Source organism: Paenibacillus sp. J5, from assembly GCF_054955055.1.
The window spans coordinates 499825-525698 of record NZ_JBUEDD010000002.1 but is presented as its reverse complement, the minus strand read 5'-3'; the positions used below and the strand labels follow the sequence as shown (position 1 = coordinate 525698).

The 25874-nt window shown below is 55.2% G+C and carries 18 protein-coding genes; 12 read left to right on the top strand and 6 right to left on the bottom strand.

The features are described 5' to 3' along the window. Nucleotides 1–175 precede the first annotated feature (175 nt). Entirely contained in the window at nt 176–2110 is a 1935-nt protein-coding gene (gene thrS, locus ACY1JZ_RS04845) for a threonine--tRNA ligase (protein WP_462628298.1), read from the top strand. A gap of 301 nt (nt 2111–2411) precedes the next feature. Here the strand turns inward: thrS and ACY1JZ_RS04840 are convergent, their stop codons facing one another. The 4 genes from ACY1JZ_RS04840 to ACY1JZ_RS04825 all read right to left on the bottom strand — a co-directional run bounded on the left by ACY1JZ_RS04840 (nt 2412) and on the right by ACY1JZ_RS04825 (nt 6727). Further along, nucleotides 2412–3497: a Gfo/Idh/MocA family protein gene (locus ACY1JZ_RS04840; RefSeq protein WP_270170713.1), complete on the bottom strand. Its 1086-nt coding sequence runs from the start codon at nt 3495–3497 to the stop codon at nt 2412–2414. Between the two features lie 118 nt (nt 3498–3615). Next, on the bottom strand, nt 3616–4695 hold the full coding sequence (locus ACY1JZ_RS04835) for a Gfo/Idh/MocA family protein (protein ID WP_462628297.1): 1080 nt from the start codon (nt 4693–4695) through the stop codon (nt 3616–3618). Beyond that, the gene (locus ACY1JZ_RS04830) at nt 4688–5638 is read right to left on the bottom strand and encodes a helix-turn-helix domain-containing protein (protein WP_462628296.1); all 951 of its coding nucleotides are present in this window, start codon (nt 5636–5638) and stop codon (nt 4688–4690) included. The genes ACY1JZ_RS04835 and ACY1JZ_RS04830 overlap by 8 nt, the downstream gene beginning before the upstream one ends. A gap of 99 nt (nt 5639–5737) precedes the next feature. Next, the gene (locus ACY1JZ_RS04825; RefSeq protein ID WP_462628295.1) at nt 5738–6727 is read right to left on the bottom strand and encodes a Gfo/Idh/MocA family protein; all 990 of its coding nucleotides are present in this window, start codon (nt 6725–6727) and stop codon (nt 5738–5740) included. Nucleotides 6728–7202: 475 nt separating this feature from the next. On the opposite strand from ACY1JZ_RS04825, the gene ACY1JZ_RS04820 reads away from it, so the two are divergent. The 10 genes from ACY1JZ_RS04820 to ACY1JZ_RS04775 all read left to right on the top strand — a co-directional run bounded on the left by ACY1JZ_RS04820 (nt 7203) and on the right by ACY1JZ_RS04775 (nt 20315). Further along, nucleotides 7203–7742, top strand: a complete 540-nt coding sequence (locus tag ACY1JZ_RS04820; protein ID WP_270170721.1) for a GNAT family N-acetyltransferase — start codon at nt 7203–7205, stop codon at nt 7740–7742. A 69-nt stretch (nt 7743–7811) separates the two neighbouring features. Next, entirely contained in the window at nt 7812–9296 is a 1485-nt protein-coding gene (locus ACY1JZ_RS04815) for a methyl-accepting chemotaxis protein (protein WP_462628294.1), read from the top strand. 232 nt (nt 9297–9528) lie between these two features. Next, nucleotides 9529–10365 (top strand): YitT family protein, encoded by an 837-nt coding sequence (locus tag ACY1JZ_RS04810; RefSeq protein ID WP_270170725.1) that lies wholly within the window; start codon nt 9529–9531, stop codon nt 10363–10365. 194 nt (nt 10366–10559) lie between these two features. Continuing rightward, complete coding sequence (locus ACY1JZ_RS04805; protein ID WP_462628293.1) at nt 10560–11243, top strand: HAD family hydrolase; 684 nt, start codon at nt 10560–10562, stop codon at nt 11241–11243. A 325-nt stretch (nt 11244–11568) separates the two neighbouring features. Further along, nucleotides 11569–13761, top strand: coding sequence for a hypothetical protein (locus ACY1JZ_RS04800; protein WP_462628292.1), 2193 nt, complete (start codon nt 11569–11571; stop codon nt 13759–13761). A 115-nt stretch (nt 13762–13876) separates the two neighbouring features. Continuing rightward, the gene (locus ACY1JZ_RS04795) at nt 13877–15166 is read left to right on the top strand and encodes an ABC transporter substrate-binding protein (protein ID WP_270170730.1); all 1290 of its coding nucleotides are present in this window, start codon (nt 13877–13879) and stop codon (nt 15164–15166) included. Nucleotides 15167–15251: 85 nt separating this feature from the next. Beyond that, nucleotides 15252–16124, top strand: a complete 873-nt coding sequence (locus ACY1JZ_RS04790) for a carbohydrate ABC transporter permease (protein WP_462628291.1) — start codon at nt 15252–15254, stop codon at nt 16122–16124. Further along, nucleotides 16121–16924: a carbohydrate ABC transporter permease gene (locus tag ACY1JZ_RS04785; RefSeq protein WP_462628290.1), complete on the top strand. Its 804-nt coding sequence runs from the start codon at nt 16121–16123 to the stop codon at nt 16922–16924. Before ACY1JZ_RS04790 ends, ACY1JZ_RS04785 begins: the two co-directional genes overlap by 4 nt. A gap of 47 nt (nt 16925–16971) precedes the next feature. Continuing rightward, nucleotides 16972–18555: a response regulator gene (locus ACY1JZ_RS04780; protein WP_462628289.1), complete on the top strand. Its 1584-nt coding sequence runs from the start codon at nt 16972–16974 to the stop codon at nt 18553–18555. After that, nucleotides 18552–20315 (top strand): sensor histidine kinase, encoded by a 1764-nt coding sequence (locus ACY1JZ_RS04775; protein ID WP_462628288.1) that lies wholly within the window; start codon nt 18552–18554, stop codon nt 20313–20315. The genes ACY1JZ_RS04780 and ACY1JZ_RS04775 overlap by 4 nt, the downstream gene beginning before the upstream one ends. A gap of 91 nt (nt 20316–20406) precedes the next feature. Here the strand turns inward: ACY1JZ_RS04775 and ACY1JZ_RS04770 are convergent, their stop codons facing one another. Together ACY1JZ_RS04770 and ACY1JZ_RS04765 are read right to left on the bottom strand one after the other, a co-directional pair. Then, complete coding sequence (locus ACY1JZ_RS04770) at nt 20407–21666, bottom strand: MFS transporter (RefSeq protein ID WP_462628287.1); 1260 nt, start codon at nt 21664–21666, stop codon at nt 20407–20409. A gap of 302 nt (nt 21667–21968) precedes the next feature. Continuing rightward, complete coding sequence (locus ACY1JZ_RS04765; RefSeq protein ID WP_462628286.1) at nt 21969–23252, bottom strand: helix-turn-helix domain-containing protein; 1284 nt, start codon at nt 23250–23252, stop codon at nt 21969–21971. Nucleotides 23253–23459: 207 nt separating this feature from the next. On the opposite strand from ACY1JZ_RS04765, the gene ACY1JZ_RS04760 reads away from it, so the two are divergent. Continuing rightward, complete coding sequence (locus ACY1JZ_RS04760; protein WP_462628285.1) at nt 23460–25730, top strand: glycoside hydrolase family 3 C-terminal domain-containing protein; 2271 nt, start codon at nt 23460–23462, stop codon at nt 25728–25730. The last annotated feature ends 144 nt before the right edge of the window (nt 25731–25874 follow it).

Sequence of the window (25874 nt, the reverse complement as noted above, 5' to 3'; positions counted from 1 at the left end):
CTGCCGGTTCATCCCCGTTAACGGATGCCATAATGAGGACCCAGGCCCTAGGCTGCGGGTTGAATCAAGGGTGGAACCACGGGTATCAAGCACTCGTCCCTTTGCGGGATGCGTGCTTTTTTTGTGCGCATTTCGCTTGAATCTTGGCATATTACAGGATCAGGAGGACAGAGAAATGGCTATTCAAGTTACACTGCCCAATGGGGCAATCCGAGAGATTGAAGCCGGAATGACAGCAGGTGAGCTCGCTTCGGAGCTGTCGCATCGCCTTGGCAAGCAGGCTGTGGCAGCCGTTCTTAACGGGAAGACGGTCGATCTGACAACGCCGCTTCAGGAGAGCTGCGTGCTGAAGCTCGTCACTGCTGAGGAGTCGGAAGGGCTGGAGGTATACCGTCACAGCACAGCCCATCTGCTGGCGCAAGCTGTGAAGCGGGTGCGGGGAGCTGCGGTGCAGCTCGGCATCGGGCCGGTGATTCAAGACGGATTTTACTATGACATGAAGCTGGAGCCTCCGCTTACGCCAGAGGAGCTGCCGCGCATCGAGCAGGAGATGGCTCAGATTGCAGCAGAGGATTGGCCGATTCGTCGCCTTGAGGTGAGCCGCGGGCAGGCGCTGGAGCTGTTCGCGGCTGCTGGCGAGGCATTGAAGGTCGAGCTGATTCACGAGCTGCCGGAGGAGGCCGTCATTACGCTGTACGAGCAGGGCGAGTTCGTCGATCTGTGCCGCGGCCCGCATGTGCCGTCCACAGGGCGGCTGCAATCGTTCAAGCTGCTGAGTGTGGCAGGCGCTTATTGGCGTGGTGATGCGAACAACGAGATGCTGCAGCGCATCTATGGCACAGCCTTTCCGAAGAAGGCGCAACTGGAGGAGCATCTGCGGCTGCTCGAGGAGGCGAAGAAACGCGACCACCGCAAGCTTGGCAAGGAGCTGGAGCTGTTCATGTTCTCGGAGGAGGCGCCAGGCATGCCATTCTATCTGCCTCGCGGCATGGCGATCCGCAATGAGCTGGAGAGCTTCTCGCGCCAGGTTCAGCAGCGGTATGGATATGAAGAGGTGCGCACGCCCTACATGATGAATGAGCGGCTATGGGAGACATCCGGGCATTGGGAGCATTACAAGGACAATATGTATTTCACAGAGGTGGACAATGGCCGTCATGCGCTGAAGCCGATGAATTGTCCGGGTCATATGCTCATCTACAAGCATCGGCTACGCTCTTACCGGGATCTGCCGCTTCGGCTCTCAGAGTTCGGACAGGTGCACCGACATGAGTATTCCGGTGCATTGAATGGGATGATGCGCGTCCGCACCTTCTGCCAGGATGATGCCCATCTGTTTGTACGTCCAGATCAGATCGAGCAGGAGATTCATCAGGTCATCGCTCAGATTGACGACATTTACGCCGTATTCGGCTTTGACTATACATTGGAGCTGTCTACGCGACCAGCGGACTCTATGGGGGAGGAAGCGCTCTGGGAGCAGGCGGAGCAGGCGCTGCGTCATGTGCTGGAGAGCCGTGGGCTCGCGTACCGTATCAATGAAGGCGATGGAGCATTTTATGGCCCCAAGATCGACTTTCATATCTCGGATGCGCTCGGGCGTAGCTGGCAATGCGCCACTATTCAACTGGATTTCCAGATGCCAGAGAAATTCGGGCTGTCGTACATTGGAGAGGATAATCAGCGAGCAGTGCCGGTCGTTATACACCGTGCCGTCTATGGCTCGCTGGACCGATTCATCGGCATGCTGACAGAGCATTACGGGGGTCACTTCCCGCTGTGGCTCGCACCGGTGCAAGTGAAGCTGCTGCCCGTATCCAGGGCATTCAGCGGGTATGCGGCGGAGGTGGAGTCTGTGCTGCGCAGCTATGGTATTCGCGCGGAGGTAGACGCCCGCGAGGAGAAGCTGGGCTATCGGATGCGTGAAGCGCAACTGCTGAAGGCGCCCTGGGTGGTTGTGCTCGGAGCGAAGGAGCAGCAGGAGCGGCTAGTATCGGTGCGCCAGCGGGGCGATGGAGAGCAGGGAATCTGCGGCGTAGAAGCATTCGCAGGGCGACTCGCGGAGGCTATCGGCCGCAAGGCTGAGCTGCAGTTGCAGGAGTTAGAATAACGAAGTTTGAGCACGTGGCGGATATAACGAACGGATATCCAAGAAGAATAGAAGGCCGGGCGGGCAACGTTACGTTTCCCGCTCGGCCTATTTGGGTCTGTCTGAACACCCGTTCAAGGGGATCTTTCCCCGCCTTTTCGCCCCATGCTGCGTTGCCTTTTCTTGACGTACCCCCCGGTGCGCCTGCGAAAATGCGCCTTGCCTGGAACGAGCTTATGCGGCCAGATCATCTGATCCGTTCAGAGTGTTCAGACACGCCCTGGATGCAAACTAATCCAAGATATGAATTTCTTCAAGACGCCTATTCGTTCAAGTAGACCGCCTTGCCCGTGCGGGACGATTCATAGATCGCCTCCAGAATCTGTGACACCACATAGGCCTGCTCCGGCGTCACGACCGGCTCGGTGTTCTCTTCGATCGATTTCAGCCACAGCTTCATCTCCAGATCCGGCCCTTCCTCAGACGCGCCGTCATAGAATGCCACGCCGCCAGATTGCAGCTCCACCTCGGTCGTGAACAGACGGCTGTGCTTCTCGCCGTTCAGACGCAGCCCATCCTTCATATCCGCGCCACCCTCGGTGCCGCATAGTGTACATTTGGCCTCGTCAACCTCCAGGGAGTTGAGCGCCCAGCTCGATTCGAGCATGATGGTCGCTCCGTTCTCCATGACGATCATGCCGAAGGCAGAGTCCTCTACGGTGAACTTCGCCGGGTCCCATGGCCCCCAGGCATTGGCGGCATTCTCGTTTTGCGACAGCTTGTGGTAGGCCGTTCCTAGCACAACCTTCGGCTTGTAATTATTCATCATCCATAGTGTCAGATCCAGCGCATGGGTGCCGATGTCGATCAGCGGCCCGCCGCCTTGCTTCTCTTCATCCAGAAACACGCCCCAGGTCGGCACGGCGCGGCGACGAATGGCATGAGCCTTCGCATAGTAGATCTCGCCCAGCTCGCCACTCTCGCATACCTGCTTCAGATGCTGGCTGTCAGTACGGAAGCGGTTGTTGTAGCCAATCGTCAGCTTCTTGCCTGTCCGTCTGGCAGCCTCGACCATCAGTCTGGCCTCGGCAGCGGTCTTGGCAATCGGCTTCTCGCACATGACATGCTTGCCCGCTTCCAGTGCGGCAATGGTAATCTCCGCATGGGAATCGTTCGGTGTGCAGACATGAATCACATCGATGGATGCGTCCTGCAGCAGCTCGCGGTAGTCGCTGTACACCTGGGCGCCTTCACCGCCGTATTGCGCGGCTGCCCGCTCGGCGCGGTCGATTTCAATGTCGCAAAATGCGGTCATGATGGCGTTTTTTTGCTTTTTGAGGCTTGGCATATGCTTGCCGTTGGCGATGCCTCCGCAGCCGATAATTCCAATCTTGTATACATGGCTCATAGCGATTCCTCCATTAATAGATAGTTCGTCTTCAGTATTCAAGCAACGAGTGTTCTGTCCTCTTAGGGGTGTCATAATGATCGTACACAACGTTTAAGCGGGTTGCAAGGAAGAGCTGTTACGGCAGCGTGATCTCAACCTCACGCTTGAGCTTGGTCGAGCGCAGGAAGCCATCCAATATCGCCTGGCTGCGCACGATCTGCGAGCCGGGGATGGGGGCGGGAGCGCCCTCGCGGACTGCACGCACGAAGTCCCGCACCTTCTCGTGGAACAGGTTCAGCTTGTGCTGCACCAACGGGATGTCGCTGTGTGTATGATGGCCCTGAATGTCATGGTACAACTGAATGGAGCCGACGCTGCCGTCGAATACGCCGCTCCAAGGACCGCTGCCCGCAGGTGTAATCTTCAGTCCGGCATCCGTGCCCAGGAACATCGTCGCTCCGAGCGTATCCATATGCATCGCCCACGATATTTTGAAATTGAGCACCAGATCATCCTCGAACCGAACCATCGCTACCCCGAAATCCTCTACATCGAAGGAGGAGGATTGCGGATGATAGAGCGGGCTAGATCCAAAATGACGGGATGAATAGGCCGATACGGTGAGCGGCTTCGGAAATCCGAGCGCATTCAGTGCGAGATCGAGCGAATAAGTGCCAATATCGACGACTGCGCCGGCGCCCGCCAGCTCCTGGCGGATAAAGGTGCCGCCAGGCATGCCGCGTCTGCGCCCTCCGCCTGTCTCGGCATAGTATACCTTGCCGAGCTGGCCGGATTGGACGAGGCTGCGAATGACCTCGGTATTCGGGTCATAGCGTGGCTGGTAGCCAATATTAAGCATGAAGCCGGTCTCCTCGGCCACCTGCACCATATCTAGCGCTTCCTCCAACGTGACCGACATCGGCTTCTCCAGCATAACATGCTTGCCTGCGCGAAGCGCATCGACGGCTGTCTGATAATGGGCGGCGTTCGGTGTACAGATGCTGACTGCATCCAGCTCCAGCTCCAGCAGTCGTCGATGGTCGTCGAATGGCAGGGCGTCGCTTAGTCCGTGGCTGGCGATGAACTGGGCCGCCTTGCCGGGGACAATATCGGCGACCGCTGCGATCTCCAGATTGTCCAGTTGATGATATGCGTCCACATGAGCGCCGGCGATGCCGCCGCTGCCGATAATTCCGATTCGTAGCATTTTACTCATCCTTTAGATGCTCCTCTCCATTCCGGTGTAAGATCGTCTTGCGGTATTCAGATGGGGTCATGCCCATCCGCTTGCGAAATACAGTATGCAAGTAGCTCCCCCCTGTAAAGCCCTCCATTACGGCGATCGTCTCAATCGGCAGCGTGCTGTCTGCCAGTCTGCGGCATACCGCCTCCAGCCGTATATCCTCCACAATCGTGCTGAAGGAGCGGCGGTCATGGCTCGTCTTGAAAATTCGCTGTAGCTGCCGCGAGCTGATATGCAGCTTCTCGGCGACATCCTCCAGCGTCAGCGGTCCGGCATAATTGGCATGAATATATTTCATCGCCAGTCGATACCGAATCGCGCTCATGTCGCGCGAGGGGAGAGCAGGCTGCGTCTTGCCGGTGTCAAAGGCGCGCACCGCGCGCAGCAATATTTGCAGCACGGCCTGCTTGATGGTTGTATAGGAGCCGGCGTAATTATCCACACTGGCCTGATACGCCTCCAGGAAGCAGGACATGGCATCGTACACATCCTCGGCCGGGACGAGCGGCAGCTCGCGCAGCCGAGCCATGCATTGCTCGGCCTCGGCAGCCTCCCAGGGGTCGGCTGTGTGCTCGTCGCCCGCACGCTCGCGAATATCTACATACAGGCACAGCTCATGCATGGCCTCCAGCGTGTCCGCCTCCTGATAGTGCATGATGCCGGGGCCGGTCAGATAGAACAGGCCATCCTCAAGCTGGAAGGGCTGCTCGCCGAGAATGACGCGCCCCTTACCCCGCGGGATAAAGTGAAACTCGTATTCCTCATGCTTGTGAAAGCTGATAATTCTCCCTGGCGCAAAGGTGGTGAGGTGAAAGCGCAGCACGCGAATCTCGTAACGTCCCCAGCCGATGCGCAGGTCCAGCCGCTCCAGCGCATCAGGCCGCTCAGCCATTATCGCATAAGGGAAACTATTCATTGTCGGAGCACCTCCGTTATGCTGGTGGCGCAAGAGCCGCACTCTGGAAGCCCATTGTATGGCTCGTCTGATCTGACAGGCGGCGCCGCCCAAGAATATCTACAATTGTATAGCGCGTTGTTCCTTCACCGACAGATTAGCGGCTTCCATCAGTCGGGTCAGCTCCAGTGCCAGCTCGATGTTTTCTGTCGCCGTCGTATCGTTGGCGATATGGCTTAGCCATTGCTCCATCGCGCTAGGGCTTGCAGGCGGCAGAGGCAGCTCATACCAGGCAGCGGCATAGCTCTCGCCCTTGGCATTCGTCCGCAGCAGCAGCTTCTCCTCTGGCGTACCATACAGCAGCGTCCCGTCTGTGCCGTGCACCTCAACAGTAAACGGCGAGAAGCTGTTGACGAAGCCGGCCTCTACGATGCCAAGCGCCCCGGAAGGCGTGGACAGCAACGCGACGGCATTATCCTCCACCTCGCGGCCGGTGAGATAGCCGTATTGGGCGCTGACTGCGCTAGGCGCTTCGCCGAGGAACAGCCGGGTCAGATACATCGGATGGCAGCCGAGATCGATGAGTGCCCCGCCCAGACAGTCCTCCAGGCTGAAGAAATGGCCGGGCAGCCAGCCGGCTGTTGCACCGTTATGCGACAGACGCACACGAACCTGAGTAATGCGGCCTAGCCATTGTTGCTCTATCGCCTCGCGGATAGCCAAGGTGTAGCTGTCATTCAGTCGGGGAAGGGAGACGGTCAGCTTCACACCATGCTCGCGAACGGCTGCCATAATGTCCTCCGCCTCAGCGACCGTCGGGGCGATGACCTTCTCCGTAAAGATATGCTTGCCAGCGCGTGCAGCCTTCAGCATCACCTCATGGTGCATGCGGGTCGGCGCGTCAACAATGACGGCGTCGATGTCACTGGCGAGCAGGGCGTCCAGCGACGGATAGAACGGCACGTTCTGGCGCTCTGCAGCCTCCTGACCGCGTGCGGCATCTTCATCCCATACACCGACGATCTCCGCCCCCGGCAGCGCTTGCACTTGCTTTGTATAGTCCCAGGCATGGACATGCCAATAGCTGATTTTCCCAATTTTTAGCGTCATCGTATTCGCTCCTCGGCTTTTATTAAATATTATGACATTTCGAGATTACTTTAACACATCTATCCCTTTATTTTTAGTCTAAAATGGCGACAATATTATTTGATATTACGACATATATTTGCTTAGATCATCGTCCCCACACATTGAGAAGGGAAGACGTCAGGAGACCTCCCATGCTCTGCTTCAGGCAATGGCTGCTGCGGAGAAGGGGAGAGGGCGGCGGAATTTTTGCCAAGCAGCAGGCAGTGTTCGAAAAATTTGAAAAAATGAAACAAATCATCCATCTCTGCTCTATAGTTTTGATGGATTTTTACCGATAAGTACATAGCAGACCAGCGTTATCTGCCAGGCACGGCTGGCAGTACAAGCGTCAAATCATGCGGCTTTAGGTCAGGCGGCGTCCAGCAGCTAGCTGCGGGAGGGCTTGCTGTGGCGCTACCCTGTTCACAGAGAGACAAGGCAAAGGAGCAGAGACATGATCAAACGAGTCGAAAATGAGTTGGAACTGGCCATGTTTAATGGTGTTTGGACAACCGTATGGATGGAGAAGGGCTTTGAACTGGATGTATCAAAGGAAGTGCTTGACAGGTTCGTAATTGTGACAGAGGAGGGGCATTATGTCGGAGCTGCAGAGATCAAGCCATACAGCATGCAGGGGAGGATTAATGAAGTGGCGCCGTTTCAAGAGCATCCTGCAATCAGACAAAACCCCAAGCGAGTTGCGGAGATTGATAAAATTGCTGTCTTGAAGCCATATCGCGGCCGATATATTCGTGAGTTGCTCTCCTCAACGATTGCCTGTGCGGAGAAGCGGGAGATTCGCTATTATGTCGCGCTGATGGAGCCTGTTTTCTTGAGAGCTCTGCGCATTACATACGGTGTTCCTTATGAGAAGCTTGGATCGAAGCGCTTCTATAAGGGAGATGATGTCATTCCGGTCTTGCTGATGGTGGAGGAAATCTATAAGAACAAACAGCATTATCCATGGCTGATTGATCCCCGGTCGGCCTCCTGAGGGGAAGGGCAGAGTGCCCGGCCCTTGAGTAATGACAACGGAGTATATACGAGATGAAGGTGGAGTGAAATGATGAAAGCTGCATTGTCCGAGCTGGATAAACGCAATCGTTTGTTGGTCAATATTTTGTGGACTCTGCTCGCCCTCGGCATTTTGACCGATATGGCTCTTGGTCTTGGATGGTCTATCATAGGAACGCTGGCAGGAGTAGGCTCCGCCATGTGTGCGTTGGCGACGTTGATGACCTACAAGCGGATTTTTTCACAGTATGTCAAATATGTTGTGCCCGTCATTTTGATGGCTATTGTGCATGTGCTTATCGTCTCCGACCCCAATCCGGTCATTAGCACGTATTTCCTTATTTATGTCAATCTGGCGATTATGACGCTGTATTCGGATCATAAGCCGATTATTTTTACAGGTGTCCTGGGAGCTGCGGTCAGCACTTATCTGTATCTGGACCCTGAGCTGCAGGAGAAGCTGTTCCCAGGAGAATCGCTCGTGTACCTCTATTTGTATATGGGCTTTGCCACAGCGGGACTGGCCTTTTCCGCGCGCTTCAGCCAGCGGCTGCAACAGCAGGTCCAGCGCGAGCAGCAGGAGGCGCTTGCCTCCAAGGAGCTGGCCGAATCGCTGCTTAGCAAACTCCAGTCCTCCATCATCGTGCTGAACGAAGTGAGCAGCAGCCAGCAGCAATCCGTCCGTTCTACAGGAGAGATTTCCAAGGAGGTGACGATGGCCTTCACGGATATGTCTGCCTCCTTCGAGGCGCAGTCCGGCAAGATCGTAACCATCAACCAGTCGGCGCAGGCGATATTCGATGCGGTGCAGCAGCTTAGCAGCGGCATGGCGCGTTTACACCAACTGGCGGTCGACAATGCCGCCATCATGGAGAGCGGCGGCTCGCAGATGGGGATGCTTGCGGGCGAGATCGAGCAGGTAAGGCGTCTGATGAATAAGCTGGCTGCCATGATGGGCGAGCTGAGCGAGCACAATGAGCGCGTCCGTTCAATCGCGGGAACGATTGGCGATATTGCAGAGCAAACGAATCTGCTGGCGCTCAATGCGGCGATCGAGGCGGCGCGGGCGGGTGAGCATGGGAGGGGCTTCGCGGTTGTCTCGGCCGAGGTACGCAAGCTTGCGGATCATTCGCGCAGTGCTGCTGTCGAGATCGAGCAGATACTAAGCGGGATACATTCGCAGATTAACGCCGCTTATGAGGAGGCCGAGCAAGGCACCGGGATCGTCACGTCGAGCGCAGAGGCCTCAGCGCTCGTCATGCGGCTGATCGGCGATGCGGTCGGCAATGCGGAGCGGGTGAAGGAGCAGACAGACGAGGTCGGCTCGTGGACAGGCCAGCTTCAGGGGCAGTATACATCGCTTGCGGATGACATGGTGCATATGGCTGCATCCACCCAGCAGAATATGGCTTCCGTTCAGGAGATGTCGGCGAGCATGGAGACACAGGATGGCAAGATCGGGGAGATGGTGCAGGACTATGCCAAGCTCGACAACCTGCTAGCAGAGCTGAGGTCTATGACCGCCAAGCAATAAACGGGATATGCCCTGGCAAAACGGCGGTCCGCCGCTCCTCTGGCAGCACCGCGATGATACATATGAAGATGTCCTTCCTCTAGCCAACATCCCGCATCCCGCCTCGCCCAGAGGAGGATGCGGGATGTTGGCTTAGCTGGTTTTGCACGAAACGGTGGTAATGAATGGTTGCAGCAGCTCCCGCTCTGCCTTATGATAAGGTGATCAGTAACAATAAGGATGGTTGGGTACCATGAGAAGAATCGGGAAAGACATGCTGTTTTTGGCAATCGGTGCATTCCTATTCGCACTGGCGGTCAATCTGTTCGTCATCCCCAATGATTTTGGCGAGGGCGGCGTAACGGGAGTCACCATTATATTGTATTATCTGTTTCAATGGTCTCCGGGTCTGGTTAGTCTTATTCTCAATTCGGTGCTGCTGGTGATCGGCTACAAGTTTCTTGACAAGCGCACCATCCTCTATACGATCATCGCCGTCGTGCTGAATTCGCTCTTCCTCCATCTGACCAAAGACTGGAGCATCGAATCCCATGAGCTGATGGTCAACGCCATATTCGCCGGCGTGTTCGGCGGGGCAGGGATCGGGCTGATCATTCGCGTAGGCGGCAGTACGGCGGGTACGACGATATTGGCGCGCATTGCCAACAAGGTTCTGGATTGGAATGTCAGCTATGCGTTGCTGTTCTTTGATCTGCTCGTCGCCTTCTCATCCTACTTCATCATCGGGGCGGAGCGGCTTATGCTGACGATTGTGCTGCTCTATATTGCAACGAAGGTCATGGACTTCATCATTGAAGGGCTGAATCCGAAGAAGGCGGTGACGATCATCTCCAGGGAGCAGGATCGGATTGCCGAGCAGGTCAATCTGGTGATGAACCGCGGGGTCACCGTGCTGCAGGGGCGCGGCTACTACACGAAGGAGACCAAGGAGGTGCTGTACATCGTGATTAGCAAGCAAGAGGTTGCAACGCTCAAGAAGATCGTCAAGGCCGCCGACAAGGATGCCTTCCTGACCATTCATGATGTGCGCGATGTGTTCGGTGAAGGCTTCGTGGAGCTATCCAAATAACTGCAATGCTGCAAGCGACACAGGAGGGGGATACTTGCCCGCCGCTAGGGAAATGCGTATAATCAGGGAAAGATTAGGTCAAGAAAAGGCAACGCAGCATGGGGCGAAAGGGCGGTGAGAGATGCCCTTGAACGGGTTGTCAGACACGACCTAGAAGCTTCCGGCTCAGTCTATAACATAAAGGAGCGACCGCCATGCTGGATCTGAACCGCATTACGTGGATTTTTTTTGACCTTGGCGATACGCTGCTGGATGAATCTGCAGCCGCTAAGGACATCATCGGCCAATATGTGCGCAATGCCAACCGTCTTGGCTATTCTGTCTCCTATGAAGAGATGTGTGAGCGCCTGTCCTATTATTTCGAGCAGCAGGCGGAGATTCCGATCAAGCCGGTGCTTGAAGATTTGATTACGAGCAGAGAGCACTGGCATGCGATTCGCGAGGGTGTGGCCTACAAGAAGCAATTGGAGCAGCCCTTCCCCGGTGTCAGCTCTCTCCTGCATCGCCTCTCCGAGCGCTATTGCCTTGGAGTGATCGCGAATCAGAGCGAAGGCACACAGCAGCGTCTGGACGGCTATGGGCTAAGCGCTTACTTCCAGGTCATCGGCTCTTCAGCCGAGCTGGGCATGACGAAGCCGGATTCGCGTTTCTTTGAATGGGCTTTTCGCGAGTCGGGCTGCAGACCGGATCAGGCTGTTATGATCGGCGACCGGATTGATAACGATATTATTCCTGCCCGGCAGCTCGGGATGCATGCGATCTGGGTCAGGCAGGGCTTTGCCAAGGTGCAACAACCGCCATCTGGCAGACTGGCTCCCGATTACACGGTAGATCACATATTGGAGATTGAGCGGCTGCTGCTGCCGCACACATCCTAGCTAGGCAAGAAGCAGGATGGATCTCTGCTGCTCCGATGAAGCTGTACCCTCACCTTCATGTTCGCTCTGCTTGAGTGGATATGAAGGTTTATTTATATCCGTCATAGACGATGTAAGCTGCTGAAAGTATGTAGTAATGAGGAATGCTTGAATAAATGTCAAATAAATGCAAGGTATTAGTAACATTAGTGAATCGAAATCTGCTCCACAATTCGATATGATGGTACCATAAAATCCAGTTATTTACTGAACCCAAGATGATGGGCATGTAAAAGAGCGGGAGGGCTGTTAACCAACTGCTCAAATCTAATCTGGGAGGCAAGCTATGATTTCTATCGAGTTTCGGCAAGCAGAGGATGGTCATTACCCAAGGTTTACAGCACAGGAAGGGCCGGAACTGGAGGTGCTCTATCCAATTGAGATGCAGTTTCTGCTGGGAGCATCTGTTAAGGCACGATATAGCAAGGTAGCTGCGGCTTCGGCAGCAGGTGAGAGCTGGAGAGGCGAGGCGGAGCTTGAGCATTCGGGCTACCGCTTTCACATTATCGATACATGGATGGATGGAATGACGATTCGCATCGAACGCTTGATTCGAGCGATCCGGTTAGGTGAGGGTGGCAAGGCGGATTGCGGACAGGCAGGTGAACAGGAGGCGGAGGGCTTTCAGCTACAGTTGAAATTTGAACAGAACATTCATGAGAATACGCCCTTTCGCTTCCACGCGCCAGCGACCTGGTATGGCTCCATCGACCAGCATCGGGAAAATGCGGTGCGGCTGTTCATGGATGATCGGCTCAGCTACCCGCTGGTGCTTGGTTATGATTCGTCGACAGGAACGACCGTTGCGCTCGCCCGCACCCGGCTTGCCACGCAGGCGCTGCCGCCGCAGAGAGAGGCAGGACAGTCCCGCTACCTGCAGCGGACCAATATCGGCTCGATCGGCTATGCGCGCAGCGGGGGCAGGATTGTGTATCAGGCGCATCTTCCCTATTATGAAGGCGAGCGGAGTGTAGCGCTGTCGGCAGAGCAGCAGCCGGTATCAGCGTACTATCCGCTGGACGAACAAGCCATTGAGCTGCAGACGGCGTATGAGCTGCGGGTCGTCAACCAGTGGGGATTTGATGAAGCGGTATTCGATGAATTCAAATATCGCGCGGAGCAGAGCGAGCCGCAGCCTGTACAGCTCTCCTTCTCACTGGAGCAGTCGATGGGCTATCGGCTTGCTTCGCTCAAGGCCTCATACCGCGAGCTGCCGGGAGGAGCGGCAGGCTTTTTCTTTCATTTTGACCCGCGCCAGGGATACAGGAGCGCTCCCTCGGGCTTCGGCGCCTCCTTCGTCAATATCCCGCATGAGAGCTATCAGACTGTGCTGGAGTACGGATTCACAGGACGGCAGATTCATGCAGCCTATGAGGTTGCAAGACGGGAAGGAGGGGAATGGTGGGAGAAGGGCAAGAGGGTGATCGACTTTTTTGTTGACCGATGCACGACGCCTAATGGCTGGATGTATACGTTGTACGAGGTGGAGCAGGACAGGCCCTTCGCCTCCTTCGGAGATGCGACGGCTCCTCGGCTCCATTACGTATCGCACGGCACGGTGCAGGGCAACTATCTGCGGCTTATGGTCGAACCGGCCTTTGATCTGCTGACAGCGTATCAGCTCTATCGGGATGCAGGCCGGGAGGAGCCGCGCTGGTATGATGCGGTGAAGCGATTTGGCGATTTTCTCGTGCGCCATCAAAACGGCGACGGCTCCTGGTATAGAGCGTTCGAGCCGAACGGTCATTCCCTCAAGAATGCGCCTGGCTTCGGAGACGATGAGTTCTCGTCCAAATCCGGCACAGCCATTCCGATTATGTTCCTGATTGCACTGTGGCGTGAGGAGCCGGGCGAAGGGATGCAATATTTGCGTGCAGCGATCAATGCCGCGGAATATGTGCTGTCGCATTTTGTCCAGCGCAGCCATTACCAGGGCGGCACACTGGATAACCCGAATGTGATTGACAAGGAAGCTGCTCAGTATGTGACAGCGGCTCTCTATACCCTCTATTATCATACGCGGGAGGAGCGGTATTTGCGTGGCGCATTGCGTGCAGCCCGCTTGTTCGTAACCTGGAACTACATCTGGACGGCGCCGACGATGCCGGGCACAGCATTGCATCATTATGGCTTCAATACCGTCGGCTGCGGCGGAATCAACTCGATCTGGGGCGGGGGCGTCGTCGATATCTATTCGATGTTTTTTATCCGCGAGCTGCACGAGCTGGGCGAGGCGGCAGATGAGCCATTCCTCTGCCAGATGGCGCAATGGATTGCGGTGGGCGGCCAGCAGGTGCTCTCCCATCCGGGTGATCAGATGGGCTTTGCCGACATTGGGATGCAGCCGGAAGGCTTTGGCGTGTGCAGCCAGGGGATCGATGAAGGGATGATTGCCAAGGGGGATGTATGGGGCACACTGGGCTGGATTTACTCTGCAGGACTTTTGGGTCTGGGTCGTTATATCGATAGAGCTAGGTAAAAAGATAGATATTTCTAAGGAAAACGATATTTTTGTTAATTTATCCCTAGTCCTATTCGCGTTACAGTGTTAAGGAGGCCAACTGCGGCACTATAATAACAAGGGAGGTAGCATGATGCGTCTTAACAGAATATGGCTGCCGATGCTGGCTGCCGTGCTGCTGCTTGCCGGGTGCTCATCACAGGGCAACAGCGAGGGGGGGAATGGCGGACAGATTAGCTCCGAGGTGATCAGCATCAAGATGCTCAGTAGCTGGAGCACGGACACGGAGCGAGGTCGAGCGCTGCATGAGCTAGTCGATAAATATAATGAAGCGAATAAGGGGAAAGTGGAAGTCGCCATCGACATCAACCCGGATTGGCCGTCCTACCAAGAGAAGGTCAAGACGATGATCGCGGCGAACCAGCCGCCGGATTTGTTCAATTATAATTTTAATCCTAATGATCTGTCGCGGCAGCAATCCGGCAAGCTGCTTGATTTTACGCCGTACATGGACGAGGAATGGAAAGCCCGCTTCAAGCAAGGAGATATAGATACGCTGACGATTGACGGCGAATTGACTTCTATACCTTTTGAAAAAGCAGGGGTGCTGTTCTACTACAATAAGGATTTGTTCGCTAAGGCAGATATCGATGCGTTCCCTGAAACCTGGGATGAGCTGCTGGCTGTCTGCGAGAAGCTGAAGGCGGCGGGCATTACGCCAATCTCGCTCATGACCTCGGATGATGCCTGGCATGCGACGAATGTGCTTACCTACGCCGCTGCCGCGGGTGGCGGCATGCATGTATTTGATACGGGGAAATCGCTGGATACGCCGGAGATGGTCAAGGCGTATGAGCTGCTGAAGGAGCTGTTCCGTTATTCCACGGATGATGCGATCGGCGCCAATTATTCGATCAGCTCCAATCATTTTGCACTCGGCAATACGGCGATGATTATCGATGGCCCGTGGCTGATCGGATCGCTGGATGAGGAGCTGCAAAAATCGATCGGCGTAGCGCCAGGCCCGTTGCTTGCTGGTGGCCAGGCCAAGGAAGGGTTCATCATAACAGATACGTACACGCCTTGGTCAGCCGGCAAGCAGAAGTCGAAGGAGAAGGAAAGAGCTATCGTTGATTTTATGAAATACCTCACCTCAGAGGAGAGTACGCGCCATATGACGCTGGAGGGGCGTGTGCTGCTATCGGCAGGACTGAGCTTGACAGAGGAGGAGCTGGCGACAGCCGGTCCGATCCTTGGCCCCTTTATTAACGTATCGAATCAGGCGCCTGAGAGCATCATCCAGATCTCCCGTGTGCTTCAGCCGGCAGCCATTGCGAAGCTGCCTTCCCTGATTGAGTCGATGATGTTCGATCAAGGCGAACCGGCCGACATCGTTCGTCAGTTGAATGAGGCGAATCAATAATTGCATACTACACATACCTGCCGCTAAGGAACGGTGTCCCCGATCCCTAGCGGCAGAGCTTTTATCGCAAAGGAGAACCATCCCCATGATTGCCAGAAGACAGATCATACTTTACTTGGCACCGGCAGTTATATTTACTCTCCTGTTTTATCTATTCCCGCTAGTCTTTGCCGGCTATACCAGTCTGCAGAGCTGGAATGGCCTCAACGAGATGGTGTATGTCGGCATGGACAACTATCGCTTGCTTGCTGGTGACCCGGTGTTCGCGAAGGCCTTGCGCAACACGCTGATCTGGATCGCCTCAGCCGTATTGCTGCACATACCGTTCGGCTTGCTGCTTGCCTTGCTGCTTGCCAGACGACCGCGCGGCTGGCGCCTTCTACGAGTGCTGCTTGTGCTGCCGAACGTCATCTCGACGACAGCGATCGCCTTTCTATGGTATTTTGTGCTGCATGTAAATTTGGGACTGCTGAACCATCTGCTGGAGGCAGTAGGACTGCCCGGCTGGAAACGTGCCTGGCTGAGCGACATCCAGACAGCGCTTGTGGCTCACCAGTTGCCCTTCATCTTGTACGTAGGACTAACTATGGTCATCTTCCTGGCACAGATGACGACCATCCCGTCTGAGCTGTATGAGGCGGCCGAGATCGACGGGGCAACGGTGGTTCAGAAGGACTGGCTGATTACGATACCACTGCTGCGTGGTGCTGTATGGTTGAATATATTATTTAATGTTGCCTTTTGCCTGCGCATGTTCGAATACCCGCTGCTGATGACAGGAGGGGGGCCGGCGAATGAGACGGTCAACTTATCGCTCTATATGTACAGAGAGATGGTGACCGCCAATCGCTATGGTGTATCGATGGCAACAGGGATAGTGTCGGTTGGCTTCGGAGCGGTAGTGATGGGGCTGTTACTGTGGATGTCCAGGCTTGCCCTTAGGAGGGGAAGCGTATGAAGTGGCTGTCGCGCATCCTATTGGCCGTCAGCAGCTTCGTCATGCTTGCTCCCTTCCTATGGCTGGTGTTAGCTTCATTGAAGACGAATCGGGAGCTGCTGCATCGTCCATTTGGCTTGCCTGTCCGATGGACATGGGATAATTACGCCACAGTGCTGTCGAAGCACCCGATTCCTGCCTATTTTCTACATTCCGTGATCGTAGCCGCGCTGTCGACATTCATTGCGCTCATGCTGGCTTCGCTGGCATCCTACATATTGACCTATACGTTCCGGGGCCGTTCAGGCTGGCTGCTGTTGCTGGTGGCCGGGATTCTGGTGCCGACCAATGCTTTCATGGTGCCGTATTATTATCTGGTGCAATGGCTCGGCTTCTATGATTCGCTAGTCGGGTTATCGCTCGTCTATGCAGGGATTTCCCTCCCGCTTAGCGTATTAATAATAACAAACTATATGGCAGCCATTCCATCGGAGTTGTCAGAGGCGGCGAGCATGGACGGGGCAAGCGTGCATCGTATCTTTGTTCAGGTGGTGCTCCCTGTAAGCACCCCGGGGCTCGTGACTGCCGCGATCTTCCTGGTCATTACAGCATGGAATGAGCTGTTGTTTGCCAACCTGCTGACACAGAGCGAAGGAACACGCACGTTGCAGGTGGCGATTCGCTTCTTCTTAACGACCTTTCAAGCGAATTATCCTCAAGCCTTTGCCGCGATGGTCATCGCTATCCTGCCGACGATTGCAGCCTATGCTTTGTTAAGTGAGAAAATAATCGGGGGCTTGACTGCTGGAGCGGTGAAATAAAGAGCCTGCTCTTGCCCGGCCCCTGCTGTGGAGTGGAGGAGCAATGCATGCGCGTGATGTTTGTAGATGATGAGCCGATTATTCGGGAGGGACTTCATTCCTTGATTGACTGGCGGGACGCCGGGTTCGATGAATGTCTGGAGGCGCCCAATGCAATAGCGGCGATGGAGCTGATGAAGGCCAGTCCACCCGATCTGGTCATTACCGATATTTTTATGCCGGAGATGTCCGGTATTGATTTTGCTCGTCAGGCCAAAACGGAGTTTCCGTCGATTCGATTCATTATCCTGACAGGCTATGAGAAGTTTGAATATGCAAGAGAGGCTGTGGCCATCGGCATCTCCAGTTATCTGGTGAAGCCGGTCCTGCCCGATGAGCTGAAGGAATCGGTGCAGAGCGTCGTCCAGGAGATTGGCCAGGAGCAGCGAACCTCGCTGATCAATGCCGATGCGCGGCGCAAGCTGGATATTTATAAGCCGATCGTCATCGAGAAGCTGTGGGCAGATCTGCTCTCTGGGGCATTCGCAGGGACGGATGAGATGAATGAGCGAATGGAGGCAGCAGGGCTCCAGGCTCTCCCGGGCTGCTATCTGGGCGTCTCGATCAAGCTGAATATGAATTCGCTTCTGCGCGACCCTTATAGTGATATGACTCAGGTGAACGGGGAGGTGCGCCGGATTGCTGCGGAACGACTGCGTGGCAGATGGCTGCATATCGCGGATGCGGGCCCCGGACTGCTGCGGATTGTGCTGCAATGCGAGGTGGAGCCCAAGGCGTATGAGCAACTGCTGGGCGAATGTGAGCGGGAGCTGGGGCTGAGCGCTTGCATCGGAATCGGAGGCACTTACCCGGAGTTGACCAGCATCTTCAAGTCAATTAATGAGGCCGAGGAAGCGGTGCATCTGCTGTCGCTCATGGAGAGTGGCGGGGTGATGAGCTATGAGAGCATCCCGAGCTGGCGCAACAGCCATATCGATTATCCGTATGTGGAGGAGAAGGAGCTGATCGAGGCGATACGCTTTCGCGACCAGCTCGACGAGCAGCCGCTAGCCCCGTTCGTGAGGGCGCTTGAGGCGCAGCGGGCCGCGCCGCAGATGATGAAGCTGATGTTTGTCCATCTGCTGGGGACGATCTACAGACTGGCCGACGAATATAAGGCAGGAGATTCATTGCCGCCCTATATCGAGAATTATGCCCGGCTTAGTGATATGGATTCGGTGAGCGACATTCAGCAGTTTTTCGAGACATGCTTCAATCAACTACTGGCGATCAAGGCGCGCACGCATGCGGGCTATGTGGATATTCTGGTGGAGCGAGCCAAGCTGGCGATGGTTGAGGGGTATGCCGACAGCAACTTGTCTGTCAGTACGGTCGCGCGTCTGCTGTGCATTACACCGAATTACCTGTCCCGCATCTTCCATCAGAAGACGGGCATGACCTGTGTGGAATACTTGACTGGCATCCGTCTGGACGAAGCGAAGAAGCTGCTCATTCATACCTCGCTGAAAAATTATGATATTGCAGAGAAGATCGGCTATGCGAGCGCCCATTATTTCAGCAGTTTGTTCAAGAAAAATACGGGTCTTACACCTAGCGAGTTTCGGGAGCGCCATGGAGCCAGGGAGCGATGAGCCGACTGCGATCGATTCGCTCCCAGATGGTCATCTTCTTTTCGATTCTGTTGCTTCTGCCATTGCTGATCTTCGCGCTATATGTGTATTCGACGGTGCAATCCAATCTGATGCAATCGTATTCTCGCCACTATAATCAGGTAGCGGAAGCGTTGACCATCGAGATTGGCAAATGGCGGGAGGAGTATGAGGGCTTTGCAATGCGGATCTTCGGTGATGCGCTGGTGCAGCGCTACCTGATGGTGGAGGAATGGGAGCAGACGGCGGAGCATTTCAGCTTGCGCAGCGAGCTGCGCAACAGGCTCGTCTCCTATGGCGATTCAAGTGAGTATACACGCAATGTGTATATCATGAACAAGGAATTCCGTATTGACGGCAGCACAGCTATTGCGCCGCGCATGATTGCGAACCTGACGAGTCTGATCAGCCGGATCGATGAGGCGGAGGGCAAGCCGATCTGGTTCCACGGATTCGAGGAGGAGATGATCGTCATCGCCTCCCGGGTGATCGATAACAAGATGGATCTCAATCGCAAGATCGGCTATCTGTTCGTGGTGCTCGATGCGAAGGAGCTGCTGGACAAATTCAAGCAGTTCACGCTCGATGAAGGCCAACAATTCGCGCTGTACGATGAGGAGCACCGCTTCATGATTTCTACCTCGGACGATTGGAGGCCTGAGCTGGCGCAGCGGGTTCAAGCGAGTGATAATGGCTATGCGGTCATGCAGGCTGGACAGGATCAGTATGCGTATTTTGCAATGTCGCAAAAAGATTGGCATGTCGCCACATGGATACTGGAGTCGAGGATCAATGAGCCCGTGCGCAAGGTACTGATCGCCTTCATGCTGATCGTGGCGGCGCTTCTGGTATTCACGATTGTGATGGTCATCTTCGTCTCTCACCGGATTACCCGCCCACTGCTTCAACTGCAATCGGCTATTAAGGAATGGGGCAGCGGGAACACGGTGAAGGTGCCGGTGCTGCGTAATGATGAGATCGGCCAGGTGGCGAACAAGCTCAATATGATGTCAGATGAAATTACCCATCTGATCGCCAAGAACCGCGAGGAAGAGGAGAAGCGGCGCAAGCTGCAGTTGCAGACGCTGGAGTACCAGATCAACCCGCATTTTCTCTACAATGCGCTGGATTCCGTCTATATGCTGGCTCGCAAGTATGAGGATTCCCGAATAAGCGACATTGTCACCTCGCTGTCAAGGCTATTCCGAATCGGACTCAACCAGGGGCGAGAGATTATCTCCGTCGGCGATGAGGTCAGGCATGTCGGCTATTACTTGAAAATACAGGGCATTCGCTTCGGCGAGCAGCTAAGCTGGAGCATTGATATAGACCCTGAAGCCGAGAAATATACGATCATCAAATTTCTGCTGCAGCCGCTTGTGGAGAACAGTATTATCCATGGCGTGCGCAAGCAGGATCGTCCCGGCACGGTCACGGTGCGTGCGACCGTGGAAGAGAGTAATATCCGGCTGGAGGTATCGGATGATGGAGCGGGAATGAGCGGAGACCGGCTCGTCGAGGTTCGTCGCTCGCTTGAGCGTGAGGAAATCGAGGATTCGTGGACAGCCGCGACGATGCATACGGGGGGCTTCGGCCTGCGTAATGTGCATCAGCGCATCCGCCTGCATTATGGCTTCAAATATGGCGTGGAGCTCTATAGCCAGGCAGGCGGCGGTACGACTGCGGTCATCCGCCTGCCGCTGAGCGAAGCTGCGGCTGAGGCGGCTGCAGGGGAGGCATAGCCTGTATCCAGGGTATGCCAAGGCGAACCTCCCACGCATATATTCTTCTCTACAGCCGGCGCTGCTTGCGCCGGCTGTTCTTAGGTTGCGTCTAATAGACAGCCTTTTCGTTCTTGAGCATCATCTTGGCAGCTAACGCTGTGCCGCCCATGAGCAGACTGATAACCAGCACTGGAACGTAGACGGTCAGACTGAACTGCTCGAACAGCAGCCCGAATAGCATCTGGCCTGCTGGAGCGGCGCATTGTGATACGGCCATGATGATCGCCATCACCTTGCCCAGATGGGCATCAGGCGTGCGCTTCTGCACGATCGTAATGACGTAGACCGAGAGAATGGTCAGCAGCATTGCGACAGGCATGGCGCAGAGCAGGAAGATGGAGAAGGCAGGGTATAGCCCCCAGGACAGTGCGATCGGAGTAACAGAGGCCGCCAGCGGCACCATCAGGATGGCAATTAGCAACAGCCAGTAATGAAGCTTGTTAAAATGCAGCCACTTGGCGAACCATCCCACCAGCAGTGCGCCAAGAATAATGGCGAACTCGATCAGTCCCATTCCCAAGCCATATAGCATATCTCCAGCCTGCATCGTGATGCGCAGGATCATCGGTCCGCCAATAATGAAGAAGGGAGTCAGAATCAGGTTCAGCAGCGCAGCCAAAATCATCGTCTTGAACATATACGGTTGACTGACCGCGTAAGTAAAGCCGGCCTTGAGGTCTGCGGCGATCGCCCGGGCAACAGAGCTGTGGCTGCTGGGCTCCACTCTAGTAGAAGGCAGTGAAATGAATAACTCTACAAGTCCGGTAACCAAAAAGGCGATGCCGCTGAACAGAATCAACAGATCGATTCCCGTCAAGCCATACACAATCCCGCCAACGACTGGCGCGGCGATGCCAGACAGCGCCTGGACTCCGCTCACGATCCCGTTGGCTTGCTCCAGCTTCTCCTTGGGCACCAGCAGCGGGATGCTCGCCATCACGACAGGCGAATACATGGCGCTAACGATAGCGAGCAGCACCATTACCACAGCTATGAGAGGAACGGGAGAAATGCCGAGGTGGAGCAGTAATATAAAGAGCAGAATGGACAGGCCGCAGGCGATATCATAGATGACCAGCAGATTGCGGCGATTGAAACGGTCAGCGACGGCCCCGCCAAGCGGCGCCAGCAGCAGCGGCAGGTTGGAGAGGGCGACCAGCGTAGCAAAAATATCAGCCCTTCCCGTCAGATCAAGCACATATAAGGATAAAGCGAAGCGCAGCAGCGCAGAGCCAAATACCGAGACAAGCTGCCCCAGCACCAGCAGGATGAAGTTTCGGGGAGCAGGGGGGACAGGGGACATCGTCATCAGAACTCACCTTCCGTATGAATGAATTAGACCGACAGTCGGTCTAAAAGAATTATAGTGCTAAGGGCCTGATGTGTCAAGGATAATTGCCGCGACGGGAACGATAGCGTTGCACATAACACGTGATATAATCATACGTGTTTGCACGTTTAAATACAAAGCCCCCCATTGCTCCCTTGTCCCGACCAACCTATGCTTCATTATCATTTCCCTTGATCTGTCCTATAGCTTCACAGGAATTCAGAAGAATCAGAATGTGTTGAACATGGAGTGGAGGGACACTACAGCGATTGAAGACGCGCTTAGCAGCCGTTATCCGGCTGCTGTCCGCGGAATTGGCGGGGGGTTATTCCGGTGTACTTTTTGAAGGTCTTCGTGAAGTGGCTTTGATCATGAAATCCGAGCCGTGTTCCTATATCAGCCAAGGAGAGAGAGGTATAACGAAGCAACCGCTTGGCCTCCTCCATTCGTTCCTGCTGGATGAACAGGGAGGGGGTAGAGCCCGTCTCCTGCTTGAACAGACGCGACAAATAATTAGGATGCAGACGCACTATCGCAGCTAACTGCGGGAGGGTGATCTCCTCGTAGATATGAGCCACAATATATTGCTTGCACAGCCGAATTGCATGCGAGCAATCGGCGTCTGCGGCTTCGGCCACCCGGTCAGCAAAATCGAAGTAAGCACGATCCATCAGCCGCGCTACCTCCTTGGGTGTAGCGCATTCCTCGATGCGCTGGATATAATCGTCACTGAGCGAATAGGCCAGTTCATAGTGCAAGCCCCCATCTATCGCTGCTCGGGTAACAAGGGCGATGCCACTAATGGACAGATTTTTCTGGCTGCGCAGGTGACTATTTTTGGACAGGATGCCGGTCTGCTCATAGGGGAATGTATTGAGCCATTCCGCCAATTCCGCTCGCTTGCCCTCGCGCACAAGCTGAATCATCTTTCTCTCCCATCCGGGATGATGATGATAGACGGCATTATGCTTGCGCTGTGCAATGGCAAGCTCCCGTTCCCGACGAGCTGTAGCCTCCTCGACAGCGGAGGCGGTCCATTCTCTGCTTCGCAGCAGCTCGTTCAAGTCGAGCTCTTCCTTATAGATCATGTGATAGAGCAGCAGCCCGTACCGGAACAGTTGACGGGCATCCATGACGGGAAGCTGATCATAGTAGTGAATGAGCGCTTCCCTCAGCTTGAAGGATGCATTCGCATCCCGCAGCAGTCCGTCAATTCGACCTTCCTGAATCGGTGCGAAGCATACCGGGCCGATCGCGATCAGTCCATGACAGAGAGAGCGATCAATAAGCGGCAGGAGCAGCACCGTCTCAAAGAAAGCTGTAACATGCAGAAATGGTGTGCGCTGCAAGCCGAGCTGTGATGGGGCGGGAAGTCCAGTCTGTACCGCGCCAAGCGGGTTGGAGCCGCCCTTCCCTGTCCAGACCGCGCCAGGGGTGCCTGTTCCATCCATATAGAGCAGAGGCAGCCCTGTAGCCTCATGAAGTAATCGGCAGGCCGCACTCAGCTCTGCCCGTGTAGGGAACGGCGGTTCATGACGATCATCCTTCTGTTCGGTACGGCTCATCCTTCACTCCTCCTTGAAGCCATGCTCGGCTAATTGTTGCAGCAGTTCTAATAGGTGATGAGTAAGGGGCTGCTCCAAGATAGAAGTCAGCTTGTATTATAGTTATAATCATACAAAAAAAGTTTGAATTCTACAATAATGAAGCGCTTACTGCATTTAATATGTAATCAAATGGACATTCTATTCTGTAGAAGGAGGCAATGACGGATGGAGAGGGACTTGAAACAACTGGTAGCACAGATGACATTGGAGGAGAAGGCAGGGCTATGCTCTGGGCTTGATTTTTGGCATTTGAAGGGCGTAGAGCGGTTGGGCATACCATCGATCATGGTTACAGACGGTCCGCATGGACTGCGCAAGCAGGACACTTCGGCCGATCATCTTGGTCTGACGAACAGTGTGCCGGCTACATGCTTCCCCTCCGCTGTCGGGCTTGCAAGCAGTTGGAACCGTGAGTTGATTCGCCAGGTCGGGGTGGCGCTGGGCGAGGAATGTCAGGCTGAGAATGTCGCGGTGCTGCTCGGACCAGGCGCTAACATTAAGCGCTCGCCGCTCAACGGACGGAACTTTGAATATTTCTCTGAGGACCCTTATCTGGCGTCGGAGATGGCGGCGAACCATATCTCGGGGGTGCAAAGTCAAGGGGTTGGCACTTCGCTGAAGCATTTTGCCGTCAATAACCAGGAGCACCGGCGTATGTCCGTAGATGCGGTGGTTGATGAGCGTACTCTGCGGGAAATCTATCTGGCAGCATTCGAAGGAGCAGTCAAGCAGGCACAGCCATGGACGATCATGTCGTCCTACAACCGGGTGAACGGAACGTATGTCTCCGAGAACGAGCGGCTGCTGACGGATATTTTGCGTAACGAGTGGGGCTTCGAGGGCTTCGTGGTATCCGACTGGGGAGCCGTGAACGAACAGGTGGACTCGCTGGCTGCAGGCATGGATCTGGAGATGCCGTCAAGCAACGGCATCGGCGAGCACAAGATTGTAGCTGCGGTACGGGAAGGGCGGCTGTCAGAGGCGGAGCTGGATCAGGCGGTGCTGCGCATCCTGGGCATCATTCAGCGTGCGGCAGACAACCGTCGTCCCGATGCAACTTACGACAAGGCTGCTCATCACCAGCTAGCCCGACAGACCGCGCAGGAGAGCATGGTGCTGCTGAAAAATGAAGGCGAACTTCTCCCGTTGAGCAAGACTGCGAATGTGGCGGTCATCGGTGGCTTTGCGACGAAATCACGCTATCAGGGCAGCGGCAGCTCCCATATCGTCCCGACACGCCTCGACCAGGCTTACGAAGAGATGGCGAAGCTGTCCAGCGGCCAGCTCGTCTATGCTCAAGGGTATCCGATGGAACATGATCAGATTGACGAGGCATTGCTGGCGGAGGCTGTAGAGGCAGCGCGCAATGCCGAGACTGCGGTGTTGTTCGTCGGCTTGCCGGATCGCTACGAATCGGAGGGATTCGATCGTCAGCATCTTCAGTTGCCGGATAATCATCTCAAGCTGATCGAGGAAATAGCCAAAGTGCAGCCGCGTACTGTGGTCGTGCTGAGCAATGGGGCTCCAATCGAGATGCCATGGCTAGGTAAGGTGCAGGCCGTGCTGGAGGGTTATCTGGGCGGGCAAGCCTTCGGCAGCGCTGTTGCCGATCTGCTGTATGGCGATGCGAATCCATCAGGCAAGCTGGCGGAGACCTTCCCGCTGGCGCTCGCTCATAATCCTTCGCATCTGAACTTTCCTGGAGAAGGTGACCGGGTAGAGTATAGAGAAGGCATCTTCGTCGGCTATCGATATTATGAAGCCAAGCAACTGCCTGTCTTGTTCCCGTTCGGCTTCGGGCTTAGCTATACTCGCTTTGAGTACACCGGATTACGCATCAGTCAGCCGCGCATTCAAGATACAGAGACGGTAGAGATCGAGGTTCAGGTGAAAAATATCGGTGATCGCGCCGGCAAAGAAATCGTGCAGCTCTATGTGGCAGATGTACACAGCCAGGTCATCCGTCCGCAGAAGGAACTGAAGGAGTTCGCCAAGGTGGAGCTTCAGCCTGGGGAGGAGAAGACCGTTGTCTTCAAGCTTGGCAAGCGCGCCTTCGCCTATTACAATACTGTGCTTGGCGATTGGCATGTGGAAAGTGGAGAGTTCCTCATTCGTGTCGGCGGAGCATCAGATCGCATCGACTGCGAGGAATCGATCTATGTTGAGTCGACAGTGGAGCTTCCTCAGAGCTATACTCGCAATTCTACATTGGGTGATCTGCTAGGAAATCCTAAGACGGCATCTCTGGTGCAGCCGCTGATGACCACATTCCAGCAGGAGGGGGCGTTCAGCGCAGAGTCAGAGGATGAATCCCATAAGGGAATGATGGAGGCGATCTTCAAATACATGCCGCTCCGTTCACTCATCGCGTTCAGTGGCGGCAGAGTAACAGAGGCAGATATTGAGGCGGTGCTGGAGAGTCTGAACACGTTATAATTTCGGGATCAGCATTTGCACGTTGTATGGCCGCAGAGGAAGCTCTGCGGCTATTTGGTTTGAGAGGAGATGTCCAGCCTGCAACCCATCTGCCTTCTTCCTCGTCCAATAGGATGACAGGGAGCTAGAAGCAGTGGATGAGTC